Annotated in this window: 17 protein-coding genes; 9 read left to right on the top strand and 8 right to left on the bottom strand. The window is 68.0% G+C overall.

Translation table 11 applies throughout. The annotated features are described in order from the left end of the window. The first annotated feature begins 15 nt into the window (after positions 1 to 15). On the top strand, positions 16 to 1188 hold the full coding sequence (locus FOE78_RS14655; protein WP_143986956.1) for a cysteine desulfurase family protein: 1173 nt from the start codon (positions 16 to 18) through the stop codon (positions 1186 to 1188). Between the two features lie 34 nt (positions 1189 to 1222). On the opposite strand, the gene FOE78_RS14650 is transcribed toward FOE78_RS14655, so the two are convergent. Both FOE78_RS14650 and FOE78_RS14645 read right to left on the bottom strand, forming a co-directional pair. After that, positions 1223 to 2149, bottom strand: a complete 927-nt coding sequence (locus FOE78_RS14650; RefSeq protein ID WP_168207530.1) for an SGNH/GDSL hydrolase family protein — start codon at positions 2147 to 2149, stop codon at positions 1223 to 1225. 158 nt (positions 2150 to 2307) lie between these two features. Beyond that, a complete protein-coding gene (locus tag FOE78_RS14645) occupies positions 2308 to 3573 on the bottom strand; it encodes an MFS transporter (RefSeq protein ID WP_143986954.1) in 1266 nt (421 codons plus the stop codon). A 236-nt stretch (positions 3574 to 3809) separates the two neighbouring features. Between FOE78_RS14645 and mnmA the strand changes: the two genes are divergently transcribed. Beyond that, on the top strand, positions 3810 to 4883 hold the full coding sequence (gene mnmA / locus FOE78_RS14640) for a tRNA 2-thiouridine(34) synthase MnmA (protein ID WP_143988812.1): 1074 nt from the start codon (positions 3810 to 3812) through the stop codon (positions 4881 to 4883). Between the two features lie 10 nt (positions 4884 to 4893). Continuing rightward, on the top strand, positions 4894 to 5973 hold the full coding sequence (locus FOE78_RS14635) for a uroporphyrinogen decarboxylase/cobalamine-independent methonine synthase family protein (RefSeq protein WP_228265838.1): 1080 nt from the start codon (positions 4894 to 4896) through the stop codon (positions 5971 to 5973). Positions 5974 to 6008: 35 nt separating this feature from the next. Here FOE78_RS14635 and FOE78_RS14630 read toward each other — a convergent pair whose 3' ends face one another. From FOE78_RS14630 to FOE78_RS14620, 3 genes are read right to left on the bottom strand one after another with little or no spacing between them, the layout of a single operon-like run. Beyond that, entirely contained in the window at positions 6009 to 7436 is a 1428-nt protein-coding gene (locus tag FOE78_RS14630) for an RNB domain-containing ribonuclease (RefSeq protein ID WP_143986953.1), read from the bottom strand. 58 nt (positions 7437 to 7494) lie between these two features. Beyond that, positions 7495 to 9318 carry an ABC transporter ATP-binding protein gene (locus FOE78_RS14625; RefSeq protein WP_168207529.1) on the bottom strand — a complete coding sequence of 608 codons (1824 nt, stop codon included), beginning with the start codon at positions 9316 to 9318 and terminating at the stop codon, positions 7495 to 7497. Next, the gene (locus FOE78_RS14620; protein ID WP_143986951.1) at positions 9315 to 11219 is read right to left on the bottom strand and encodes an ABC transporter ATP-binding protein; all 1905 of its coding nucleotides are present in this window, start codon (positions 11217 to 11219) and stop codon (positions 9315 to 9317) included. The genes FOE78_RS14625 and FOE78_RS14620 overlap by 4 nt, the downstream gene beginning before the upstream one ends. A 170-nt stretch (positions 11220 to 11389) precedes the next feature. On the opposite strand from FOE78_RS14620, the gene ligA reads away from it, so the two are divergent. After that, positions 11390 to 13546, top strand: a complete 2157-nt coding sequence (gene ligA / locus FOE78_RS14615; RefSeq protein WP_210414595.1) for an NAD-dependent DNA ligase LigA — start codon at positions 11390 to 11392, stop codon at positions 13544 to 13546. A 10-nt stretch (positions 13547 to 13556) separates the two neighbouring features. Here the strand turns inward: ligA and FOE78_RS14610 are convergent, their stop codons facing one another. After that, positions 13557 to 14567, bottom strand: a complete 1011-nt coding sequence (locus FOE78_RS14610) for a carbon-nitrogen hydrolase family protein (protein ID WP_143986949.1) — start codon at positions 14565 to 14567, stop codon at positions 13557 to 13559. Positions 14568 to 14819: 252 nt separating this feature from the next. On the opposite strand from FOE78_RS14610, the gene FOE78_RS14605 reads away from it, so the two are divergent. Then, entirely contained in the window at positions 14820 to 15191 is a 372-nt protein-coding gene (locus FOE78_RS14605; protein WP_228265837.1) for a hypothetical protein, read from the top strand. A 64-nt stretch (positions 15192 to 15255) separates the two neighbouring features. On the opposite strand, the gene FOE78_RS14600 is transcribed toward FOE78_RS14605, so the two are convergent. Further along, positions 15256 to 15876 carry an ACT domain-containing protein gene (locus FOE78_RS14600; RefSeq protein WP_228266217.1) on the bottom strand — a complete coding sequence of 207 codons (621 nt, stop codon included), beginning with the start codon at positions 15874 to 15876 and terminating at the stop codon, positions 15256 to 15258. Between the two features lie 136 nt (positions 15877 to 16012). Between FOE78_RS14600 and FOE78_RS14595 the strand changes: the two genes are divergently transcribed. Then, positions 16013 to 17233, top strand: coding sequence for a DUF1015 family protein (locus FOE78_RS14595; protein WP_143986947.1), 1221 nt, complete (start codon positions 16013 to 16015; stop codon positions 17231 to 17233). On the opposite strand, the gene FOE78_RS14590 is transcribed toward FOE78_RS14595, so the two are convergent. Then, a complete protein-coding gene (locus tag FOE78_RS14590) occupies positions 17223 to 17999 on the bottom strand; it encodes a hypothetical protein (RefSeq protein ID WP_143986946.1) in 777 nt (258 codons plus the stop codon). The two genes, FOE78_RS14595 and FOE78_RS14590, sit on opposite strands and share 11 nt — an antisense overlap. A gap of 83 nt (positions 18000 to 18082) precedes the next feature. On the opposite strand from FOE78_RS14590, the gene gatC reads away from it, so the two are divergent. Genes gatC through gatB form a run of 3 tightly spaced genes read left to right on the top strand, consistent with a single transcriptional unit; the run spans position 18083 to position 21392 of the window. Next, a complete protein-coding gene (gene gatC, locus FOE78_RS14585; RefSeq protein ID WP_143988809.1) occupies positions 18083 to 18382 on the top strand; it encodes an Asp-tRNA(Asn)/Glu-tRNA(Gln) amidotransferase subunit GatC in 300 nt (99 codons plus the stop codon). Then, on the top strand, positions 18379 to 19902 hold the full coding sequence (gene gatA, locus FOE78_RS14580) for an Asp-tRNA(Asn)/Glu-tRNA(Gln) amidotransferase subunit GatA (RefSeq protein WP_143986945.1): 1524 nt from the start codon (positions 18379 to 18381) through the stop codon (positions 19900 to 19902). Before gatC ends, gatA begins: the two co-directional genes overlap by 4 nt. Then, the gene (gatB, locus tag FOE78_RS14575; protein WP_143986944.1) at positions 19899 to 21392 is read left to right on the top strand and encodes an Asp-tRNA(Asn)/Glu-tRNA(Gln) amidotransferase subunit GatB; all 1494 of its coding nucleotides are present in this window, start codon (positions 19899 to 19901) and stop codon (positions 21390 to 21392) included. The genes gatA and gatB overlap by 4 nt, the downstream gene beginning before the upstream one ends. The last annotated feature ends 4 nt before the right edge of the window (positions 21393 to 21396 follow it).

Genomic DNA, 21396 nt, shown 5'->3' with positions numbered 1-21396 from the left:
GGGTACGCTGATCCGGTGCAGCAGCGGATCTATCTTGATCATGCCGCGACCACGCCGATGCGTGCCGCGGCGATCGAGGCGATGACCACGGAGCTGACGCGGGTCGGCAATCCGTCCTCGTTGCACACCTCCGGCCGCGACGCCCGGCGGGTACTGGAGGAATCGCGAGAGGTCATCGCCGCGTGCCTGGGCGCACAACCCGCCGAAGTGATCTTCACCTCCGGCGCCACCGAGGCCGACAACTTGATCCTGCTCGGCGCGGTCCGGGCTCGGCGCCGGAAGACGTCGGACGACGACCTGGTCGTGGTCACGACAACCGTGGAACACCATGCGGTGTTGGAGACCGCAGAGTCGGTGGCGTCCGATGGCGTGCGGCTGGAGTTGCTGCCGGTGAATCGGGACGGACTGATCGACCTTGATCAACTTCGGATGATCTTGAACCGGCACGCCGATCGGATCGCCGTGCTGTCGGTGATGTGGGCGAACAACGAGACCGGAGTGGTGCAGCCGATCGAGGAGATCGCCGGTCTCGCTCGACGGGCGGGTGTGCTGGTGCACTCGGACGCAGTGCAGGCCGTGGGTCAGCTGCCGATCGACTTCGCCGGCTCCGGTCTGGACGCGTTGTCGCTGTCGGCGCACAAGTTCGGCGGACCGGTCGGGATCGGCGCATTGCTTGCCCGCAAGGAGATTCGACTGGCGCCGGTGCAGCACGGGGGTGGCCAGGAACGTGATCTTCGGTCCGGCACCCTGGACGTTGCCGGGGTGGCCGGTGCGGCGGCGGCGATCAAGATCAGCACCGAGGCGCTGGCGGCCGAGTCGCGGCGGCTGCGTGACCTCCGGGAGAAGTTGATCACCGGTGCTCTGGCGATCGACGGCACCGTGCTGAACGGTGTCGGCGACCCGGCCGCCAGCCTGCCGGGGATCGCCAACGTCGGGTTCGCCGGCTGCCAGGCCGACGACCTGCTGATGTTGCTGGACCAGGCCGGCATCGACTGCTCCACCGGATCGGCCTGCACCGCCGGCGTGTCCCAACCCAGCCACGTACTGGAGGCGATGGGCCGGACCCGGCAGCAGGCCGGGTCGGCGTTGCGGTTCTCCCTCGGCCACACCACGACCGCGTCCGACATCGACCGACTGCTGGCCGCCCTGCCGGCCACGGTCGAGCGGGCCCGTCGGGTGTTGCGATAACGAGCGCGGCTCAGCCTGAAACACCGATCCAGACTCAGCGACGTAGCAGGGGATCGAACCCCTTGTCGATCAACAACTCGGCGATCAGTGCGTTGCCGCTGTTCGAGGGATGCGTGTAGTCGTCGGCCAACAAGGAGCCGGGCGATTCGGTGCCCTGAGGGCCGTTGAACGCGTGGTAGACATCGACGCAGGTGAAACCGTGCTGCTCCGCGGATCGGCAGATCATCCTGTTCCAGGCGTCATGAACCCAAATCGTCTGCCGCTGCTGGCTGCCGGTCAGATGTGCAGCTTTGAGGCCGATCCAGTCGTTGTACTTGTTGATCGTGAGCAGCACGGTCGACCGACCTGCCCGCCACGCGGCGATCGTGCCGTAGAGCTTGTCGAACTGGCGGCGGTAGCGGTCGGCGGACGTGGCCGCGCACGCATGCGTCACCTTCGACCAGTCCTCGAGGGTCGAGGTGGTCTCGTTGAAGGGAGTTCCGCACGGGGTGTCCTCGTTGAGGACGTTGCTGTTGTGGGCGATTCCGACAACGATGGCGTCCGCGTTCGTCAAATCCGGTTTGTAGACCGGCAGCTCCGCCATCAGTCCGGGCAGCGTGAGGCCGGTGTGTTCGGACAGGTTGTTCGTCTCGACCGGGCGTTGCGTCGCATGCTCCAGTGCTGTGGCGTAGCGCTCGACGAAGCCGGTGCAACCGGGGCAATCCAACGCGGCGTTGAACGGGATGGAGTCGCCGATCGCCACCAGCTTCAGTGCCGGTCGGCCGGTCGCACTCGGTCCTGGCGAGGGCGCCGGAGCCGCGGTCGGCTCATGATCACTCGCTGGGTGATCACCGGGGCCGGCGCAACCCGCGAGCATGAGCAAGCCGGCGAGTGCCGAGAGCAGCGTCCTCAGCACCGGTCGCTGCCGGCTGGGCCGATTCGGCCCATCGGGGACCAGCTGTCCTTGTCGGCGATATCGCATCGCGGATTCCTCCCGGCTCACTACCGCTCGCGCCATCCTCGGGCACGGGCGGTCGGTCAGATTCCTCTCAGTTTGATCCGCAGGGAACTGTTCGTGATGGGCGGTTTGACCAGATGGCGCGGCGAACAGACCAATATCGGGACCCACGTCCTGCGTCACTATTGCCGTGGACCGGAGTGCGATTCGGTGCGGACCAGGACCGTCAGACACCCGGCCGCGGTGCAGCCGATCCCGGCCGCGGCGAGCAGGACGGTGGTGTCGAGGGTGGTGGCGACGGCCGCCGTGACAGCCGCGCCGACGGTCGTCGCGCCGTTGCCGAGCCACAGGATGACTGCAGTTGCGCTGCCGCGGTGGCGGTCGGGCAGTGTCGTCTGCTGGTAGGTGTCGGTCAGCACCTCGTACACACTCCAGGCCGCCGCGTTGAGAGCGCGGCCGCCGATGAGCACGGTGATCACCACGACGTGGCCGGGAACCACGACGCTCAGCGGAAGGACCGCGATGCCGAGGCCGCGGAGGATCGCGGCGGTCCTGATCGTTGCGTCGAGGCCGGCAAAAGCGCGCAGCCTGTTCGCAATCGTCGCGCCGAGCATCCCGCCCAGGCTTCCGATCGAGAAGATCAGGCCAATGGTGCCGGCGCCGATGCCGAGCGTGTTCCGGAAGAAGACGATGACGATTGCGAAGCCGACCTCGAAGAAGAACAGGTAGCCGGTCTCGGCGAGTGCGAGCCGGCGCAGCGGCTTGATCCGGTACACGCAGCGGAAGCCGTCGACGATGCCGCGCCACCATCCGGCCGGCGTTCGTTGTTGATCATGGTCGGCAGTTGTTGATCTTGACTGTGCCGATCGGATCGTTGCGGTGGCGATTCCGGCGACGGCCGCGGCGACAACCTGGACGAGGACTGCCCAGACGGCGCCCAGCAGTTGGATCAGGTAGCCGGCCAGCGCGGGTCCGACGGAGCGTGCGACGGCATCGGTGCCGCCCATCCTCCCGTTGGCCGATCCGAGTTCGGACGCCGGCACGATGGTCGGTAGGAACGCCCGATAGGCCACCGCGAACACGACACCCAGGACGCCGACCGCGACAGAAACCAACCACAGTTGAGAGATCGTCAGCACGCCGGCGAGATAGCAGACCGGGATACTCAACCACAACAGGGTCCGGCCGAGGTGGGCCACAACCAGAAGTTGTCTGCGGTCCACGCAGTCGGCGACCGCGCCGATCACTGGTGCGATCAGCCAGGGGAGACTGGACAGGGTTCCGAGCAACGCCACGTGCGATGCGTCGGCGTGCAGTACGTCGACGGCGAGCAGCGGCACCGTGATCGCACCGGTCTGCAGTCCGACCAAGGAGGTCGATTGGGCCAGCCACAGCCGGTTGAAGTTGCGCCGGGCAGAACCGGCGGGCGTACCGGATGATCTGATCATGGGCAGACGTCTCCTGAGACGCCCACCTCAATCCCTGAACATGAGTTGCTCTGCAGTTGTCTGTTGAACGCTATACCGGCCGATCTCGTCTGCCAACCACCGATCAACACGGCAATCCGGGCGGTATCAGCGTTCGCTTTGGACACGAGCCGCATTGACGGCGAGAATGGGGAGCTGTGGTCGGATCGGGCGCGGTTCGACGAACGTGTGTACGTGACAGGGGAGTGGGAGCTCAGATGAAGGTGCTGGCTGCGATGTCCGGCGGGGTGGACTCGGCCGTTGCCGCTGCCCGCGCGGTCGAGGCCGGGCACGACGTCACCGGCGTACACCTGGCGTTGTCGAAGAATCCGCTTTCGTTCCGCAGCGGCGCCCGCGGCTGCTGTTCCAAGGAGGACGCGCACGATGCGCGGCGGGCCGCCGACGTGCTGGGCATCCCGTTCTACGTCTGGGATCTCTCCGACCGCTTCATCGAGGACGTGGTGGACGACTTCGTCGCCGAGTACGCCGCCGGCCGGACCCCGAACCCGTGCGTCCGGTGCAACGAGAAGATCAAGTTCGCCGCGGTGCTGGAGCGTGGCATCGCCCTCGGCTTCGACGCCGTCTGCACCGGCCACTACGCCCAGCTGACCCGAGATGATCACGGGGTCGCGCTGCATCGCTCCGCCGACCAGGGCAAGGATCAGTCGTACGTGCTGGGGGTGCTCGACCAGGCCCAGCTGCAGCGTTCCTACTTCCCGCTCGGCGGATCGCAGAAGAGCGAGGTCCGCGCCGAGGCCGAGCGCCGGGGGCTGGCGGTGGCCGACAAACCGGACAGCCACGACATCTGCTTCATCGCCGACGGGGACACCGCCGGTTTCCTGGACCAACGGCTGGGCAGCAAGCCAGGCAGCATCGTCGACCGTGACGGGCAACCGGTGGGCGAGCACGACGGCGCCCATCACTTCACCATCGGCCAGCGCAAGGGCCTGCGGATCGGCACCCCGGCCGACGACGGCAAGCCGCGCTACGTGCTCGACATCTCGCCGGTGAACAACACCGTCACCGTCGGCCCGCGCGACGCGCTGGACGTCCGTACGATCGAGGCGATCCGGCCGACCTGGACCCAGCAGGCTGTTGCCGGCCGCTGGCCGGCACAGATCCAGGTGCGCGCTCATGGGGACCCGGTGCCCGGCACCGTACGGGTCGACGGCGACGCCGTTCTGGTCGAACTGGACGAGCCGCTGACCGGCGTCGCGCCCGGCCAGGCCGTCGTCTACTACGACCACGATCGCGTCATCGGCAGCGCGACCATCTCCGCAGCCCGGGTCTGAGCCGACACCCGTGGCCGACGACTTCGCACCCATCCGCAGCACCGGCATCGGCTCCTTCCCCGGCGTCGATCTGGCCGAGGCACTCAAGATCAATTTCGCCGAATGCCCCGAGCTGCCGTACCTGCCCGAGCTGCCCGCCCGTGGTGTCGCGTCCGGCATGATCGGCCGCGGCATCGCCGCCCTCTCCGGATTGTCCGCCGACCTGCAACCGGCCGGCTGGCGGCTGACCGACGCACCGGGCCGTGATCAACTTCGGGCCAGAGCGACGCTTCGTGATGATCTTGATCAGCTCGAGGAGGCGGTGCAGGACTACACCGGCCCGTTCAAGATCGCGATCTGCGGGCCGTGGACACTGGCGGCCTCGGTGGAGCGCCCACGCGGCGACCGCGCCCTGGCAGATCACGGCGCCCGCCGCGACCTCGGCCAGTCGCTGGCCGAGGGGATCGGTCAGCTCGTCGTTGATCTTGGTCGACGGCTGCCCCAGCTGGAGTTGATCATCCAGCTGGACGAGCCGCTGCTGCCGACGGTGCTGGCCGGCGAGGTGCCCACTGCCAGCGGGTTTTCCCGTCACCGCAAGGTTGATCTGCCCGAGTTGAGCGAACGACTGACCGACGTCGTCGACTCGATCATGGGCACCCTCCCGGGGCTGGCCGCTGAACCTGTCGAAGGGCCGGATCTTCCACCGGTCGGTTCAGGACTGCCGCGGACCTGGTTGCACTGTTGCGCGCCGGGCGTCCCGGTGAAGTTGATCAAGGACGCCGGCTTCGGCGCGGTTGCCCTCGATCTTGATCAACTCGGCACCAGGGACTGGGACCTGATCGGTCAGGCGATGACCGACGGGCTCTGGTTCGGCGCCGGCGGGCTGTCCACCGCGACCGGCGATTCCACCGGGCGACAGTGGTCGCCCGACCAGATCGCGCAACGGGTTCTCCGCGCCACCCGGACCCTCGGGCTCGAACCCGACGTGGCCGGCCGGATGATCATCACTCCGGCCTGCGGCCTGGCCCGCTTCGATCAGCGGTCCGCGGTGACCGCGCTCCGGGCGGTCCGCAAGGCCGCCGACATCGTCACCGATCAGCTCGCCGACTGATCAGCCCGCCGATTGTCGGCGCATCGAGACCTTCGTCACGGCGCGGGTTCGAAGGCGACCTCGCCGGTGGCCACGTCGGCCGACACCAACCTGACCCGAAGCTGATCGCCGGGATTCCCGGCGCCGTTGAGATTCGCCACCACCACCGGGTCCGTCAGCTGGATCCGGCGGCGTTCGTCCTTGCGGAACAGCACGACTGCCTCGAAGATCTCGTCGGCCCGGTCCGTCAGCAGTGCTGCCTCGACCCGATTCAGCGCGGCCGCATCCAGTCGGGACGCAAGATCATCTGTACCGGACATGATCTGGGGCAACGTCGGCAGTGCCTCCCGGACCCATTCCGGCACCGGGCGATCATGCACCAGCGCATCGCAGACGATCAGTCCGAAACGATCGACCAGCCGGCGGATCGGCGCCGTCACGTGCGCGTACGGTGCCGCGATCGCGGCCTGTTCCTGTTGCACCGGTGGCTCGCCGTCGAAGGCGCTGTAACCGGCACCGCGGAAGAGCGACGTCGCCGCCTGCAACACCGCCAGTGCCCGCGGCTCGGATCGGTCCAGTTCCCGCAGATAGTCGCCGTACGCGACCCCCTCGCGCCAGTCCAGGCCGAGCGCCCGGGTCTGCCGGCGGAATTCCTCGATCGCCGACGGTTCGGCCGGCGGCATCGTCCGCAGGATGCCGACCCCGCCGTCGAGCATGATCCGAGCCGCTGCCATCCCGGTCATCAACGACAACTGCGCGTTCGCGTCCTCGATCGGCAACGGCGTACGGCGCTCGATCACGTACCCGCGTTCGGTGAGCACGATCTCGCCGTTGGGGAAGTTCAGGCTCGCCCCGCCGCGCGCGGACTCCTGGCGCTGCCGGCCGTCGCCGAACTCGAGCAGCAGCCGCAGTGACTCCGGCGGGTCGGATCCGTCGGCGGCGCGCTGGGCATCCTGATAGTTCCATTGCCGCCGGGACCGGACGATCGCGCGGTCGAGACCGACGTCGACGACCTGATCATCCGAATCCAGCCGGAACCGCCAGACGTAGGCGAGCCGATCCTGTCCGGGCAGCAACGATGCCGCGCCCTCCGACAGCACGGTCGGATGCAGCGGGGCCCGATCATCCGGGGCGTAGAGCGTCTGCCCGCGCCGACGAGCCTCTTGGTCAATGGCCCGGTCGGGTCGGACGAACCAGCCGACGTCGGCGATCGCGTAGCGCACCAGCAGCCCGCCGGCGTCCCGCGTCAGGTGCAACGCTTGGTCGAGGTCGGTCGAACCGGCCGGATCGATGGTGCGGAACTCGATCTCACGCAGGTCGATCGCGTCGGCATCCAGACCGAACGATGCCGCCTCGGTGGCCTCGCTCTGCACCTCGGCCGGAAACCCGTCGGGGATCTGTAGCTGTCGACGCAGTTCGGCCAGGGCAGCAGCGAGCTCGGACTGGGCGGCCGACCTGGCCAATCGCGGGCTGCGCTGAGGCATGGGGGTGAGCATACGGAGTCACGGCCCGGCCCGATGGACCGAGCAGATCCGTACGAGGTCAGCGATAGGCATGGGCCTGCAGTTCGAACAGCTCGGCGTAGCGTCCGCCGGCCGCGAGCAGCACCTCGTGCGATCCGACCTCGAGGATCCCGCCGTCGGCCACCACCACGATCAGGTCGGCCATCCGTACGGTCGAGAACCGATGCGAGACCAGCACCGTGACGGCTCCGGTCTCTGCCGCCAGTTGCTTGGCCGTTCGGGCGTACTGCTCGTAGATCGCCTGCTCGGCCTCAGGGTCGAGCGCCGCGGTCGGTTCGTCCAGCATCATCAGCAACGGTCTGGTCCGCATGAACGCGCGGGCCAACGCCAATCGCTGCCACTGACCACCGGACAACGCGACCCCGCCGTCGAACCGGATCCCGAGCTGGGTCTCCAACCGCTGCGGCAGCTCGTCGACCACGTCCTCGGCGTGGCCGGCGGCGACGGCCCGGTCGAGCAGTTCCTGGTCCGCGGCATGGTCGAGATCGCCGACGCCGACCGACTCGGCAGCCATGAACTCCAGCCGGGAGAAGTCCTGGAAGCCGGCCGAGATCCGATCCCGCCAGGCCGACGGATCGAGGTCGGTCAGCGGCGTCCCGTCGATGGTGATCCGGCCCGAGGTCGGGTCGTACAGCCGGGCCAACAACTTGACCAGGGTGGACTTGCCGGCCCCGTTGTCGCCGACCAGGGCAACGGTGCTGCCCGCCGGCAGCAGCAGGTCGACCTGCCGCAGCGCCAGGTCACCGCGGTCGGTTCCCGCGTCCGTTGCAGCGGGGATCTGCGACAGGTCGGCCGAGATCGACGGATAGCGGAACCCGACGCCCTCCAGCGCGATGCCGCGGCGCAGCATCGGCGGCGGCTCGCCGACGCTCTCCTGCCAGTCGTGATCATCGGCCCACCGACGCAGCCAGGCGTAGCGATCGAAGGTCTGGAAGGACGTCAGCACCATCGTGACGTTGCTGGTGATCGCCGACGCCGTGGTGTTGATCTGCGGACCGATCAACAGCAGCAGGGTGAGGTCGCCGAGCGAGGAGGATCCGTCGCGGACCCGGCCGAACACCCAGAACACGGCCAGCGCATAGCCGATCCCGTAGATCACCCAGCCGATCGCCGTCAGCCGCGCGAACCGGACGGTCACCCCGTAGTAGGGCTCGTGCCGGCTGGCGTGCGCATGATGCGCGATCTTCAACAGCGGGCGGCTCAGCCCGAAGCTGCGGACTTCGATCGCGCCGGCGGGATCGGTGAGCAGGTCGATGATCTTGGTCGCCAACCGCCGATAGCGCTCGTTGCGACGCCACAACGTGTTGCGCCGCTGCATCGCCACGGCCTGGATGGCCGCGGTGCCGATGGCCAGCACCAGCAGCAGGATCAACACCGGCGACACCGACCACAGCATCGCGATCACGGTGATCGAACTGGTGACCGCGCCGATCACCGACAGCAGCCGGAAGATCCCGCCCAGCTGATAGGCGTCCCGTTCGATCAGGGCGACCCGATCGGCCAGCTCGGGGTGCTCGTGATGAGCGATCGAGGGAATGCCGGAGGTGAGCCGGATCAGGTCGTCGCGGACGTGCCGGAGCACCCGTTCGTCCAGTGTGTCGCCGAGCGGGCCGGCGATGCTGCCGGACACCGCACTGAGCAGCAGCGACCCACCGAGCAAGGCGATCCCGAGCGGCAGTGAGCCGTGGCCGCTCGCCCCGTCGACGGCCAACTTGATGCCCAGCACGGTCAGCGGGCTGAGCACCGAGGAGATGATGGTGGTCGCGCTCATCAGCAGGGTCAACCCGGGCGCCGCCCGGAACGCCGTGCTGAACCACAGCCACAACGTACGCAGCAATCTCATCGGCTGCTCACCTCCTGCTGGTCGACCGCGGCCAGATAGCGACTGGCCTGCAGGGTGAACAGGGTGCGGTAGCGGCCGCCCGGAATCGTCATCAGCTCCTGATGGCTGCCACGTTCGACGATCCGGCCACGCTCCAGCACGCAGATGATCGGCACCGGCCGGACCACCGAGAACCGGTGCGAGATGATCAAGGAGGTGAGTCGTCGGGTGATGTCCAGATAGCTGTCCACCAGTCGCGCCTCGGACTCGACGTCCAACGCCGCGGCGGGTTCGTCCAAGATCAACAAGCGGGCGCCGCTGTCCACCGCGCGCAGCGCGCGGGCCAGCCCGATCCGCTGCCATTCGCCGCCGGACAGATCACGACCTCCGGGCAGCGACTTGTCCAACGGCGTCGCCCAGCCGTCCGGCAGCTTCGCGATCAGATCGTCGATGCCGGCCCGGGTCGCGATCTGCTCCAGTTCTGCGGTGATGTCCGGTGATGGGCCGTCGATGCGTCCGGACCAGGCGCGCCCGGACCCCAACTCCACGTTGTCGCCGGCCCGCAGCGGCAACCGAAGGAAGTCCTGGGTGATCGGTGCGATCCGCCGCTGCCAGGCCGCCCGTTGCTGCTCGTCGAACCCGGCCAGATCCTGACCGTCGATCAGGATCCGGCCACGGCTGGGCAGGTAGCCGCCGGTCAGCAGTTTGACCAGCGTCGACTTGCCGGCGCCGTTCACCCCGACCAGCGCAGTGGCCGCGCCGGCCGGCAGTTCCAGGCTGAAGTCCTTCAAGATCATCTTGTTACTGGTCGGATAGCCGAAGCTGACCTCGTCGAAGACGATCTGGGGTGCCGCTTCGGCGGGCGTCGCGACGGCCGGCTCGGCTGCAGACGGACTTCGCTCGGCGAGTCGGGCTCTGCTGCTCACCGCGGAGGAGAGCTCCGGGGCGGCCCGGTCGAACTGGTCGGCCGGCGCGAGCCGGTTCAGCCACTGCAACGGCGAGATGCCGCGCTGCAGTTGGGCGAACATCCACGCGTCCGAGTTGGCCATCGTCAGCACCACCGGCAGCGCGGTGGCGAACGCGGTCAGGCTCAGCGTGCCGGACTGAGCCCGCCAACCGGCGTACGCGGCAACGACAACTGCGACGCCGACCCGTACCGCGGACAACGCCACCAATGAGCGAGCCTTGCGCCGGCGCATGGCCCAATACGGCCGGTAGGCGGTGGTGCTGAAGTCCCAGGCCCGGCGGCGCAGATAATCCGACAACCCGAAGATCCGGATCTCCTTGGCCGCCTTCCCCATGCCCTGCTCGAAGGCGTACTGCGCATGCTTCTGCGCATCGGTCTGTCCGGTGAAGACGTCGAACTGAGCCAGGATCGAGCGCCGGGTGACCTCGGCGGCCACCGCGTACGTCGCCAGCAGCGGCAACGGCGCCCACCAGGCCAACATCACCGCCAGGGTGATCGCCGAACCGATCAGCGCCGGCAGCTGCGAGATCGCCGGGCCGAGCAACAGCCGGGTCGCCATCCGGATCTCCCACAGTCGCGGCCTGATCTGCTGCAGTCGGCTGGCGACATCGGGATGATCAACACTGCTCAGCTCCGGATGCCGGGACAGTGCCCAACCGATCCGCAGATCAGAGTCCTGCTCCAGCCGGCCCTCGGTCAGCGCGGCGCTGGAGTTGCCGACCAGGTTGATCAGATTGCCGGCCAGCAGCGCCACCAGCAGGATCGCGAGCAGCAGCAGGTAGCCGGGATGAGGCCCGCCGCGCACCGCATCCGGAGCTCCGCCGACCGCACGGCCAACCAAGATCGGCACCAGCACTGCCAGCATCGCGGCCACGATCGAGGCGACGGAACTCGCCAGCACCGCACCCGGGCTGACCCGAAAGGCATTCCGGACCAGGGCGATCACAGTAGCCATCACTCCTAACGCTTCGTCGCGAAAGGTCGACCCAACCCCACCGATCGGCCCTGCGGAAACAGCTGCCCGAGTCCGCTCGCGAGAGCCTAGGGGTAGCCACCGACAATCGCCGCCCAATATCGGTCCGGAACGCAATGTCAGCCACGAATGAAATGTCAGCCACGAATGAAATGTCAGGGGGTCTCGGTAGATTCGGCGTCGTGAGCGAGAGCGATGAGATTCCGACCGAGTCGACCGCGACAGTTGCCGAGCCGACCGCAGAGTCGCGGCAGCAGCATGCGGAGCTGAGCGAGCAACTCGACGAGGCGCGCTGGCGCTACTACATCCTTGATCAGCCGACCATCTCCGACGCCGAGTTCGACCGGTTGATGCGGCAGTTGCAGGAGTTGGAGGAGCAGTTCCCGACCCTGCGCACACCCGACTCGCCGACGCAGAAGGTCGGTCCGCCGCCGGCGTCCAGTTTCGCTCCGGTGGAGCATCTGCAGCGATTGCTCAGCCTGGACAACGCCTTCAGCCGCGAAGAGCTGGACCGCTGGTCGCAACGAGCGGTCCGCGAGCTCGGCCAGCAGCAGATCGACCGCTCCGGTTACCTGTGCGAGTTGAAGATCGACGGTCTGGCCATCGACCTGGTCTACCAGCAGGGCAAGTTGATCAAGGGCGCCACCCGCGGCGACGGCCGGGTCGGCGAGGACGTCACCGACAACATCCGCACCATCACGGCGATCCCGCAGCGGCTGGCTGGTGATGATCAACCGAGCCTGCTGGAGGTGCGCGGCGAGGTCTTTCTCTCGGTCGAGGACTTCACCAAACTGAACGAGTCGCTGGTCGCCGACGGCAAACCCCCGTTCGCCAATCCGCGCAACTCGGCGGCCGGTTCACTGCGGCAGAAGGATCCCCGGATCACCGCCAGCCGCAATCTCGGGTTCATCGCGCACGGCATCGGCGCGGTCGACGGCTTCCGCGCCGACCGGCTGTCACAGATGTACGAGGCGCTGTCCGGCTGGGGGTTGCCGGTCAGCAGCCACACCAAGCTCTGCACGACCCTGGACGAGGTCCAGTCCTACATCGGCTACTACGGCGAGCATCGGCACTCGGTCGAGCACGAGCTGGACGGCGTGGTGATCAAGCTCGACGAGCTCGCGGTCCAAGATCAACTCGGCTCCACCTCGCGGGCGCCGCGTTGGGCGATCGCCTACAAATATCCGCCCGAGGAGGTCAACACCAAGCTGCTGGACATCAAGGTCAACGTCGGCCGAACCGGCCGGGTCACTCCGTACGGGGTGATGGAGCCGGTGCTGGTGGCCGGTTCCACCGTCGGGTTCGCCACCCTGCACAACGCCAGTGAGGTCAAACGCAAGGCCGTGCTGATCGGCGACACCGTGGTGCTGCGCAAGGCCGGCGACGTGATCCCGGAGATCGTCGGCCCGGTTGTTGATCTTCGTGACGGCACTGAGCGCGAGTTCGTGATGCCGACGCACTGCCCGGACTGCGGCACCGAGCTGCGTCCGGAGCAGGAGGGCGACGCGGACATCCGTTGCCCCAACGCCCGGCACTGCCCGGCACAGCTGCGGGAGCGCCTCTACCACCTGGCCGGACGTTCCGCACTGGACATCGAGATGCTCGGCGAGCAGGCCGCGCATGCGCTGCTGGACAACGGATTGATCGCCGACGAGGGCGACCTTTTCGATCTTGATGCCGACAAGCTTGCCCACGCCGACCTGTTCCGGACCAAGGACGGCCGGCTGTCGGCCAACGCGACCAAGCTGCTGGAGAATCTCGAGGAGGCCAAGCGCCGTCCGCTGGAGCGATTCCTGGTCGCGCTGTCGATCCGCCACCTCGGACCGGGGGTGGCGCCCGACCTCGCGCAGGCGTTCGGCGACATCGACAAGATCGCCGCCGCGACCACCGACGAGCTGACCGAGGTGGACGGTATCGGTCCGACCCTGGCGCAGGCGATCGTGGACTGGTTCGCCGTCGACTGGCACCGCGACATCGTGGCCAAGTGGCAGACCGCCGGCGCCGAGTTGAAGGCAGAGGAACGCGAACTGGGGGAGCAGACACTGGCCGGGCTGACCTTCGTGGTCACCGGGTCCTTGTCCGGTTACACCCGCGACAGCGCGGCCGAGGCGATCACCAGCCGCGGTGGCAAGGTGTCCGGATCGGTGTCCAAGAAGACGACGTACGTGGTGGTGGGCGAGTCCCCCGGATCCAAGTACGACAAGGCGGTCAGCCTGAAAGTGCCCATCCTGGACGCCGAGGGCTTCGAGGTGCTGCTGCACGCCGGTCCCGACGCAGCCGCGGAAGTGGCCAGGACCGGCGAGCAGTGATCGTGGTGGATCAGAACGACGTCCGCTGCAGGCTGCGGTCGTCGTCGGTGATCATCTTGGCGTCGTAGGCGCCGGACCGCAGCCGATCCAGCCAGGGCTTGCTGTCGGTGCGGTGGTCCACCTCGGCCACCACGAGGGCCGGCCCGGGATGGTCGGTGATTCGCACCGGCGTGACATTGCCGGGTCCGAAGATGGCGGTGTTCCCGGCCAGGGTGGAGGCCATGCTGATCCAGCAGCCGTTCACTCCGGCGTAGACGGCGAGGTTGCGATAGAACGGCGTCGGGTGCGGCGCCGGGGTCTCCTGGCCGGAGGTGGAGAAGATGATCAACGCGCAACCGGCGGCTTCGTAGTCGGTGAAGCTCTTCGGATGCACCGCCTCGATGCCGAGGGCACAACCGATCCGCAGCCCGTCGATCTCGAACGTGACCGGCTCGGTGCCCGGCGTGTACATGAAGTCGATCTTGGTCTGCGACCCGAACCGTTCGTCGTAACGGGTGTGCACCCGACCATGATCATCGATCACGTACAGGCTGTTGTGGGGTCGGTGACCGGCCGACAACCGGTGGGCCGCCGGCAGCGCGACCCAGATGCCCAGCCGGCCGGCCAACCGCGCCGTGGCATCGAGTTCGGCGGCGTAGGTGTCCCAGTCGACGACCGACCAGTCGGCCGGGCCGACCCGATCGGGCCGTGAGGACAACACGCGTTTGTGGGGAAAACACAGCGCGCCCTCGGGAAATTGCACCAGCCGGGCGCCGGCGTTGCGCGCCCGAGTGATCAACTCTCGAACCTCGGCGCCGCTGGCACGCAGCAGGTCCGGATCTCGAGGATCCTCGCGTTGCCGGGTCTGCGCGACCGCCAGTCGCAGGGACGGTGATTGCGACGGGTGCTGCTCGGACAGGTATTGCTCCGACATGGCATCTCCTGATGCTCGACGGAAGTGCCGCAGGGCAGCGGTGTAGGACTCGCCGGTCTTGGCCGACCGGGCTCGTACCCGTTGTTTGAACTTCTTTCCCGCTGTCATCTGGCCTTCCACGCCTCGACCGGGTCCCCCAGCAACACACCGGTCCGAAGCAGAGACCAAGGACAGCGGCCCGAGATATGGGGATCCCTTTGCCTCCAAGGAAAGTCGACCCGCGCTGGGGCAGGTCACGGAGGTTGGGCGTGGGCCACGCCGATGGGCAAGAACGATAGCCGAGGTCACTGACATCGTCGACGACGGCGTCCGGCGTGGCGCGATCAACGCACGCTTTCGGCCCTCGTCTAGAGTTGCCGGGTGTCCAGTCCCGGCAGCGAACTCCAGCCCGGCCAGCCGTCCGCCCAGCAGTGGGCGCCGCCGCAGGGTGAGCCGACGACGCCCGCGCCGCTGGGCTTCGATCAGCCGAAGAAGCCGGGCCCGTGGAAGCGGTTCAAGAACCGCACCTTCTCCAACCTGAACCTGAACGGCAGGACTCCGCCGCGGGTGCAGCCGCAGATCGGGGAGTGGGGGCCGGAGAAGGTGCCCACCACCAAGCAGAAGAAGCGGATGCGGATCTACGTCGGGATCGCGCTGCCGGTGGTGATGCTGGCGATCTTCCTGCTCGGTTGGTACGTCTACTACATGATGACCGGCTGCTACGGCTTCGGCCTGGGCTGCCCTACGCAGTAGAACCCACCCGAGTTGTCAGCGTCAGGAAGCGCCATAACGCCTTCTCACGCTGACAAGTCGGGGGTTATGAGGCGAGTCGAGCCAGGTGCCGCAGCCGGGCGATCTCCGAGTCCAGATAGCTGGGGCCGCCGAGCCGACCGATCACGATCGCGTGGTCGTCGCCCAGCGGGCTGATCACTACGACCGAGTCGTCGTAGCCCGGCAGCCACTCGCCGTCCAGGCTCAGTCGGTGCGTCTCGTCGAACGGCGCCAGTCGCTCCAACTGGTCGGAGTTCAGGTCCGGTGCCATCGGGGTGCTGTAGGTGGCGTTGGCCGCGCCGTCGGAGCCGACCTCGACCAGCACCGCCCACTGCGAGCGGAACACCGCCGGCGCCGAGGACACCAGCGTCTCCGCGGCATGGTCCGGGTCGTTGGTCATTCGCTCCAGGGCCTCCAGATCCGACAGCAGCCCGCCGCCCTCCGGATAGCGGGAGATCCACTCCACGGTGACCCCGTCCAGGCCCTGGCAGGAGCTGATCAGAGCGTCGGGCAGTCGGTCCGGCGGCAGTCCGACGACGAAGTCGTCGATCGCCAGGCCGTCGTGCTTCTCCACGATTTCCACCGCGAGGATGTCGGCGCCGACGGCGCCCATCGTCGACGCGACGGCGCCGAGCGAACCCGGTACGTCCGGCAGTGACACCCGCATCAGAAACACGAAAACATCCTCTCGCAGACCTGCTCGATCGAGCCACCCGAAACATGTTCCGGGTCTGTGAACGTTATCGGTCGTCGCTCAGCACGGCTTCCGGTGTCCAGCGGGCGGGCGCCGTAGGCTCGGTCTCGTGCCACGCTTCTCCGGGTTCCGTGCCGTCCGGTACGCAGCCGAGCCGTACGACACCGATCCGTACGAGTTGCTGATCGCTCCGCCGTACGACGTGCTGTCCGAAGCCCAGGCTGCCGGCTATCGCGAGCGGCATCCGCACAACATCACCCACCTCGATCTGCCGGTCGGGCCGGACCGCTACACCCGTGCCGGTGAGCTGTATCGCCGTTGGCTCGCCGACGGTGTGCTGGTCGCCGACGAGGTGCCGACGTTGACCATCTATCGGCTCCGGTTCCGGGACGCGACCGGATCGCTGCGCTCCATCGCCGGGGTGGTGGGTGGTCTCGAGGTCGTGGACGAGGGGACCGCCCCGGACTCGAAAGGCGGCGTCCTCCCGCACGAGCGCACCACGCCGAAGGCGTCCACCGACCGGCTGGACCTGACCCGGGCGACGCAGGCCAATCTGTCGCCGGTGTGGGGGCTGTCGCTGTCCAGTGGCCTGACCGAGTTGCTGGTCGAACCGGCCGAGCCGATTGCCGCCGTTCATGATCACGACGAATTCCCGGACGGGGTCGAACATGTGATCGAGCGGATCACCGACCCGGAACGGATCGCCGCGATCGCCGCGATCATCGCCGCCGACGATGTGCTGATCGCCGACGGTCACCACCGCTACGGCGTCGCGCGCACCTACCGCGACGAGGTACGCAGCCGCACCGGCCGGCGCGACACCGCGGCCGAGGCGACGTTGGCCTTCGTCAGCGAACTGGTCGAAGATCAACTCAGCGTGGCCGCGATCCATCGGCTCTACCGGGGCGTCGACCTTGATCAACTTCGTACGGCGTTGGCACGGTGCTTCGAACTGGTGCCGATCGGACGGCCCGATCAGGACACGCTGTCGCGGATGGAGGCGGACGGATTCCTGACCTTGATCACCCCTGACGGGGCGTATGCACTGACGCCGCGGCCGGGCGCGTTCGACGGGATGCGCCGACTGGACGGGCTGTGGCTGGAGCACACCTTCGCCGACGTCGACGCCGAGGTTTCCTATCAGCACGGGGTGGACGAGGTGCTGTCCGCCGTCGAATCCGGGGCCGCCGCCGCGGGCATCCTGATCCGGCCGGTGAGCGTGGCAGAGATCGAACGGACCGCGCGCGAGGGGCTGCTGATGCCGCCGAAATCGACCTTCTTCACCCCGAAACTGAAGACCGGCTTCGTGATCCGCGACCTCACCGACTGATCGGCAACCAGAAGATCCGCTCCTGGCCGTAGTCGGTGAATCCGACCCGCTGGAGAATCGGCGCCGAGGTGTCGACCCGCCCCTTGACCAGAGCCAGGCCGGCACCTGCCCGACGGGCCAGGCGCATCCGGAGTCCGAGCACGGCCCGGTAGGCGCCGTGGCCGCGGGCCGATTCGATCGTCGCGGCACCCCACAGCCGGCCGACGCCGTCCACCACGGTGCAGCCGCCGGAGGCGACCGGCTCACCGTCCAGATAGGCCACCACCCGGATGTCCGCACCGTCGGTCTCCGCATACACCTGCTCCTGCAGTCGCTCCTCGGAGATGGGCTGGTGATTCCAGACCGCGACGTTCACCGCGTCGGCGTCGAGATACTGCTGCCGGGTTTCGACCCGCTCGACGCTGATTCCCGGCATCGGCCCCAGATCGGGCAACTCGTCGGTCAGTCGGACGGCGAGCACGTCGACGGTGTCCTCGTGAACGGCGCCGCGGGCCAGCAACTCGGCGTCCAGGGTCGCGGGCCGGGTCTCCTCGGTGATCCACCAGCCGAGTCTGTCCCGTCCCCAGGACAGTGCCTGCTCGACCGTCTCGTCGATGATCTCCGCGGCCGGCCGGTCGGAGTCCACACCGGAAACCTGGCAGCCGGCGCTCGTCCAGCTCGGATAGTCGATCAACCGGTAGTCGGCATCGACGTGCTGGCAGCCGTCCGGTAGCCACACCCAGGCCGCGGCAGCGCGGCGTACGGCATCGGCGGTCCATTCGCTCACCGGCCCAACCTATCCGCTGCGGGCCGGCCGATCCCGAGCCCTAGGATGGCCGTGCCCCATCGGTGAAACTGTGCAGGAGAGAGATCGTGGCGTTGAGCCCAGACGAGGTGGCCGCGCTCGGCCGGCTGGCCCGGATCGAGTTGACACCTGAAGAACTTGATCATCTGGCACCACAGCTGGATCAGATTCTCGAGCACGTCGCCCAGGTGAGCGAGGTCGCGGCCTCCGCCGTCGAGCCGACCTCTCATCCGCTGCCGTTGACGAACGTCTTCCGGCAGGACCAGGTCCGGCCGTCGCTGGCCGTCGAGGAGGCTCTCGAGGGCGCCCCGGTCGCCGAGGACGATCGTTTCCGAGTGCCGCGGATCCTGGGGGAGGAAGCATGATCAAGAACGAGTTGATCAAGAACACGGCCGCCGAGCTGGCGGCCAAGATCGCCCGCCAGGAGGTCACTGCGGTGGCGGTCACCGAGGCGCACCTGGAACGGATCGAAAGCGTCGACCCGGCCGTACACGCCTTCCTGCATGTGGATTCCGAGCGTGCGCTCGATCAGGCGGCCGCCGTCGACACCAAGATCAAGAAGGGCGAGCAGGTCGGTCCGCTGGCCGGCGTGCCGCTGGCGTTGAAGGACGTGCTGACCTATCAGGGTGCACCGACCACCTGCGGTTCGAAGATCTTGGAAGGCTGGCTGCCGCCGTACAACGCGACCGTCACCCAGCGGCTGATCGAGGCCGGCATCGTGATCTTGGGCAAGACCAACATGGACGAGTTCGCGATGGGCAGTTCGACCGAGAACTCCGCCTACGGGCCGACCCACAACCCGTGGGACCTGGACCGGATCCCGGGCGGCTCCGGCGGCGGCTCGTCGGCTTCGCTGGCCGCCTTCGAAGCCCCGCTGGCGATCGGCACCGACACCGGCGGCTCGATCCGGCAGCCGGCCGCGGTCACCGGAACCGTCGGCGTCAAGCCGACCTACGGCGGCACGTCGCGCTTCGGTGTGGTTGCGTTGGCCTCCAGCCTGGATCAGCCCGGCCCGTGCGCTCGTACGGTGCTGGACGCCGCCCTGCTGCACCAGGTGATCGCCGGCCACGACCGGATGGATTCGACCTCGATCGACGCACCGGTTCCCGATGTGGTCGGCGCCGCCCGCTCGGGTGATGTCGCCGGAATGAAGATCGGCGTGGTGAAGGAACTCGCCGGCGAGGGGTACGCGCCCGGTGTCGAACAGCGTTTCCGCGAGGCCGTTGATCAACTCGAGCAGCTGGGTGCCGAGGTCGTCCCCGTGTCCTGCCCGAACTTCCGCTACGCCATGCCGGCCTACTACTTGATCTTGCCCAGCGAGGCTTCGTCCAATCTGGCGAAGTTCGACGCGATGCGGTTCGGGCTTCGGGTCGGTGACGACGGCGTGGCCAGTGCCGAGGAAGTCATGAACAAGACCCGCGGGGCCGGCTTCGGCGCCGAAGTGAAGCGGCGGATCATGATCGGCACCTACGCCTTGTCCAGTGGGTATTACGACGCCTACTACGCATCTGCGCAGAAGGTCCGGACCTTGATCATCAACGACTTCAAGACCGCGTACGAGCAGGTCGACGTACTGGTCTCGCCGACGACTCCGACCACCGCGTTCAAGATCGGCGAGAAGGTGGACGACCCGTTGGCGATGTACCTGAACGACCTGTGCACCATCCCGTCCAACCTGGCCGGTAACGCCAGTGCGTCGTTCCCGGTCGGGCTGGCGCCCGAGGACGGACTGCCGGTGGGGCTGCAGGTGATCGCGCCGCCGCTGGCCGATGATCGTCTGTATCGGGTCGGCGCCGCGCTGGAGCGGGCGTTGACCGCGCAGTGGGGCGGCAACCTGCTCGACCGTGTGCCGGAGCTCGCAACGACGGAGGTGGCGGCCCGATGAGTGCCGAAGTGATCAACTACGACGACGCCCTGGCCAGCTACGACCCGGTCCTCGGGCTCGAGGTGCACGTCGAACTGAACACCGCGACCAAAATGTTCTGCGGTTGCACCAACGAGTTCGGTGGCGCACCGAACACCCACACCTGCCCGGTCTGCCTCGGTCTGCCGGGCTCGTTGCCGGTGGTGAACGAGAAGGCGGTCGAGGCCGCGATCCGGATCGGGCTGGCGCTGAACTGCTCGATCGCCGAATGGTGCCGGTTCGCCCGGAAGAACTACTTCTACCCGGACGTGCCGAAGAACTACCAGATCTCCCAGTACGACGAACCGATCGCCTTCGAAGGATGGACCGAGGTCGAGGTCGACGGCGAGACGTACCGGATCGAGATCGAGCGCGCGCACATGGAGGAGGACGCCGGCAAGTCCAAGCACGTCGGCGGTTCCACCGGCCGGCTGCAGGGTGCGGACCACTCGCTGATGGACTACAACCGGGCTGGGACGCCGCTGATCGAGATCGTCACGAAGCCGATCGAGGGCACCGGCGCCAAGGCTCCTCGGGTGGCGCGGGCCTATGTGGCGATGCTGCGCGATCTGGTGAAGGCGCTGGACGTGTCCGACGCGCGGATGGAGCAGGGATCGCTGCGCTGCGACGCCAACGTCAGCCTGCGGCCGATCGGCCAGCAGGAGTACGGGCTGCGGACCGAGACCAAGAACGTGAACTCGCTGCGCAGCGTCGAGCGGGCGCTGACGTACGAGATCACTCGGCAGGGCTCGATCCTGCAGTCCGGCGGTCGGGTGCATCAGGAGACCCGGCACTTCGACGAGCAGACCGGCACCACCAGCCCGGGCCGGAGCAAGGAACAGGCCGAGGACTACCGCTACTTCCCCGAGCCGGATCTGGTACCGGTGGCGCCGAGCCGGGAGTGGGTGGACGAGTTGCGGACGACGCTGCCCGAGCCGCCGGCCCAGCGGCGCAAGCGATTGACGGGTGAGTGGGGCTTCTCCGAGCTGGAGATGCGCGATGTGGTCAGCGCCGGTGCGCTCGATCTGATCGAGGCCACGGTCGCGGCCGGCTCTTCTGCTCAGCCCGCGCGCAAGTGGTGGATGGGCGAGTTGTCCCGGCACGCCAACGACACCGGTATCGAGCTGGAGGCGGTCGCGATCACGCCGGCTCAGGTCGCCGAGTTGCAGGGGCTGGTCGACGCGAGGACGATCAACGACAAGCTGGCCCGGCAGGTGATCGAGCACGTGCTGGCCGGTGAGGGCGGGCCGGCCGACGTGGTCAACGCCCGCGGGCTGGCCGTGGTCTCCGACGACGGTGCGCTGGGCGAGGCCGTGGACGCCGCGATCGCCGCCAACCCGGATGTCGCCGACAAGATCAAATCGGGCAAGGTGCAGGCCGCCGGTGCGTTGATCGGTGCCGTGATGAAGCAGATGAAGGGCCAGGCCGACGCCGGCCGCGTACGCGAGTTGATCTTGGAGAAGTTGGGGTAGCAGG

This window comes from Microlunatus elymi (assembly GCF_007362775.1).
In the GTDB taxonomy this organism is placed as follows: domain Bacteria; phylum Actinomycetota; class Actinomycetes; order Propionibacteriales; family Propionibacteriaceae; genus Microlunatus; species Microlunatus elymi.
This window is presented reverse-complemented; position numbering and strand designations above follow the sequence as displayed.